Here is a 2,672-nt window from a genome sequence, read left to right as displayed (position 1 = left end):
GCGGGGTGGAGCAGCTCGGTAGCTCGCTGGGCTCATAACCCAGAGGTCGCAGGTTCAAATCCTGTCCCCGCTACGAAAGGTCCGGCCCGTGTCGGGCGGATGCGGCCACCCTGGTGGCGAGGCCCCCCTCTACTTGATGCGGGTGTTGAGGAAGCCGACCGCCGCGAAGGCGATCGCCGTGGCGGCGAGTGAGACCGTGTCGGAGCCCAGGGAGAGCACGGCGGCGAAGACGACCGTCGGTCCGAGCTCCATCGCGGTGTTCATGACGCCCCCGGCGAGTCCCGCCTGGTGGGGCTCCACCCCGTCCGTGGCGAGCACCGCGGCCCCCGCGAAGGCGGCCGCCGTGCCGGCGGGCAGCAGGAGCAGCCCGGGGAGGAGGCCGTAGGCGTACGGGATCTCCGCGGCCAGCCCGGTGAGCGCGAGGAGTACGAGCCCGGCCGCGGCGACCACGAGCCCGGCGGTGGTGACGCGGGGCGCCCCGTACCGGGCCACCAGCGGACCCGCCACCCTGCCGGCCACGAGCAGCGCCATCGCGAAGGGGAGGAACGCGGCGGAGGTGCTCAGCGCCGACCAGCCCAGTTCCTGCTGGAGGTGGAGAGAGAGGAGGACGAAGGTCACGGCCGTGCCGGCGGCGGTCAGGCCGATGGCCGCCAGGGCGAGGACCCGGCGCCGGTCGCGGAGGAACCCGAGCGGCAGCAGGGGGTCGCGGACCCGGCGTTCCACCAGCGGGAAGGCGAGCAGAAGCGCCGCCGCGGTGAGCAGGGTGACCAGGACGCCCGTCGATCCCCAGGACTGCACGTCGGTGAGGACGAAGCCGTAGCTGGCGAGGCTGATTCCGGCGGTGGCCAGCAGGGCGCCCGGCAGGTCCAGGGAGCGGCCCTCGCCCGCCGGGGTGGCGGGCAGCAGCCGGGGAGCGAGGAGCAGTGCGGCGACGGCCACGGCGACCGGGACGGCGAAGGACAGCCGCCAGGTGGTCAGGGCGGAGATGACCCCGGAGAGGAGGTTGCCGACGGTCGCGCCGAGCACCGACAGCCCGCCCCAGGTGGCCATCGCCCGTCCGAACGCGGCCGGTTCGGGGAAGACCGCCCGCAGGACGGCCATGGCGGCGGGTGCTGTGAGCGCGGCGCCCACCCCCTGGGCGAAGCGGGCGGTGAGCAGGATCCCGGATCCCTGGGCGAACGGGGCGGCGAGGGAGGCCACGGCGAAGAGCAGCAGTCCGGCGGTGAGCACCCGGCGCCCGCCGAACCGGTCGGTGAGGCGGCCCCCGAAGAGCAGGAGGCCGGCGAAGCTCAGCCCGTAGGCGGCGCTCAGGAGCATCAAGTCATCGCGGCCCAGGGTGAATTCGCGGCCGATCGCGGGCAGCGGCACGATGAGCGAGGTGAGCGCGAAGATCAGCGTCATCTGCACGGTACCGAGCAGTGCGAAGGCCGGGCCGGGCGCCGGACGGGCCGCCTTGGATCCGGACGCGGTGAGCGTCGTCGTGATGCGTGCGGTGCTCTGCTTGACGGTCATTACTCCCCCTCAGATTTAAACTGGACCGTACATTCCAGAATGAAGTCTTAAAAGAACCTCCCCGAAGGGAGGCTTCGTGCTGTCATGCCCTCAGTCGAGCAGCGTCAGGGCCTGCTCCGCCGCGTCCCGGGCCCGGCCCGGGTCCTGCGAGGCCTTGCCCACGACGCGCATGCCCTGCATCAGGACCAGCAGCATCCTGGCGAGCATGCGCGGATCGCGGTCCGCGGGCAGTTCGCCCTGGGCCTGGGCCCTGGTCAGTGCCGAGTGCAGCAGGGTCTCGATGTGGTTCCAGCTCGCTTCGACCCTGCGGGCCGCCGCCGGGTCTTGCGTACCGAACTCCGCGGCCGTGTTGGTCACGAAGCAGCCGTTCAGCCGGAGTTCGTCGGTGCTCGACTCGGCGGCGAAGCGACGTACCACCGCCCGTACGGCCGGCAGCGCGGGACCCGGCTGGGACAGCTCGCGCAGCAGGTCGGGGTCGCGTTGCCCGTTGTAGCGGTCCAGCGCCTTCAGGTAGAGCTCGCGCTTGTTCCCGAAGGTGGCGTACATGCTGGCTCGCCCGATGCCGAGCTGCTCGACGAGGTCCGCCATCGACGTCGCCTCGTAGCCGCGCCGCCAGAACAGCTCCAGAGCCGACTGCAGCGCGGCGGCCGGATCGAATTCCTTGGTCCTGGCCATATCCCGTACTCTACGAGATACTGGAACGGTCAGTCAAGTAAACGTCTGCGGCTCGTTCAGATGGCCCGGGTCTCCCCCGCCGGGTGGGCCCTCAGCTCGACCACCTCGACGCAGCGCCGGAGCTTGGCCTGGGCGCGGGGGGAGTCGGCGACGGGGACCACGATCTCGCACTCCGCGAGGCCGCCTCCGTCGGCGGCCCTGAAGGACAGCGTCCTTACGGACAGGTTGTTGAGCATCGCGGAGATGCGGTTGAGTGCGTGGCCGCCGTCCCGGACGGTGATGGTCAGCGTGTGGCAGGCGGTGTCGCCGGTGCGCACGGCGTCGTCGACGGCGGGGAGAACATCGCTGCGGGTCATGAGGGGTGGGCTCCTGTCCTGGGGCGGAGTGCGTGGTCCCGGAAAACAAGAAGACCCCTCGCGGATGCGAGAGGTCTGCGTGCGGGCGGTGGGCTGCTGGGGTGGTCTCAGTTCAGCTCCGGGCCGGCA

The 2,672-nt window shown here is 71.7% G+C and carries 3 protein-coding genes and 1 tRNA gene; 1 reads left to right on the top strand and 3 read right to left on the bottom strand.

Features of this window, described 5'->3' with window-relative positions:
* Nucleotides 1-73: transfer RNA gene (locus ACFWBW_RS41605), tRNA-Met, on the top strand.
* A gap of 56 nt (nucleotides 74-129) precedes the next feature.
* On the opposite strand, the gene ACFWBW_RS41600 is transcribed toward ACFWBW_RS41605, so the two are convergent.
* The 3 genes from ACFWBW_RS41600 to ACFWBW_RS41590 all read right to left on the bottom strand — a co-directional run bounded on the left by ACFWBW_RS41600 (nucleotide 130) and on the right by ACFWBW_RS41590 (nucleotide 2,543).
* A complete protein-coding gene (locus ACFWBW_RS41600) occupies nucleotides 130-1,512 on the bottom strand; it encodes an MFS transporter (protein ID WP_385385090.1) in 1,383 nt (460 codons plus the stop codon).
* A gap of 90 nt (nucleotides 1,513-1,602) precedes the next feature.
* A complete protein-coding gene (locus tag ACFWBW_RS41595) occupies nucleotides 1,603-2,187 on the bottom strand; it encodes a TetR/AcrR family transcriptional regulator (RefSeq protein WP_385385087.1) in 585 nt (194 codons plus the stop codon).
* A 56-nt stretch (nucleotides 2,188-2,243) separates the two neighbouring features.
* Nucleotides 2,244-2,543, bottom strand: a complete 300-nt coding sequence (locus ACFWBW_RS41590) for a hypothetical protein (RefSeq protein ID WP_385385084.1) — start codon at nucleotides 2,541-2,543, stop codon at nucleotides 2,244-2,246.
* Between the last annotated feature and the right edge of the window lie 129 nt (nucleotides 2,544-2,672).

Source organism: Streptomyces sp. NPDC059957 (genome assembly GCF_042730015.1).
In the GTDB taxonomy this organism is placed as follows: Bacteria; Actinomycetota; Actinomycetes; order Streptomycetales; family Streptomycetaceae; genus Streptomyces.
Note: the sequence above shows the minus strand (reverse complement) of the source record. Positions and strands in the feature narration are given on the sequence as shown.

Coding starts and splice junctions, on each gene's coding strand:
- ACFWBW_RS41595 (WP_385385087.1), bottom strand. CDS start 2,187: ATGGCCAGGACCAAGGAATTCGATCCGGCCGCCGCGCTGCAGTCGGCT.
- ACFWBW_RS41600 (WP_385385090.1), bottom strand. CDS start 1,512: ATGACCGTCAAGCAGAGCACCGCACGCATCACGACGACGCTCACCGCG.
- ACFWBW_RS41590 (WP_385385084.1), bottom strand. CDS start 2,543: ATGACCCGCAGCGATGTTCTCCCCGCCGTCGACGACGCCGTGCGCACC.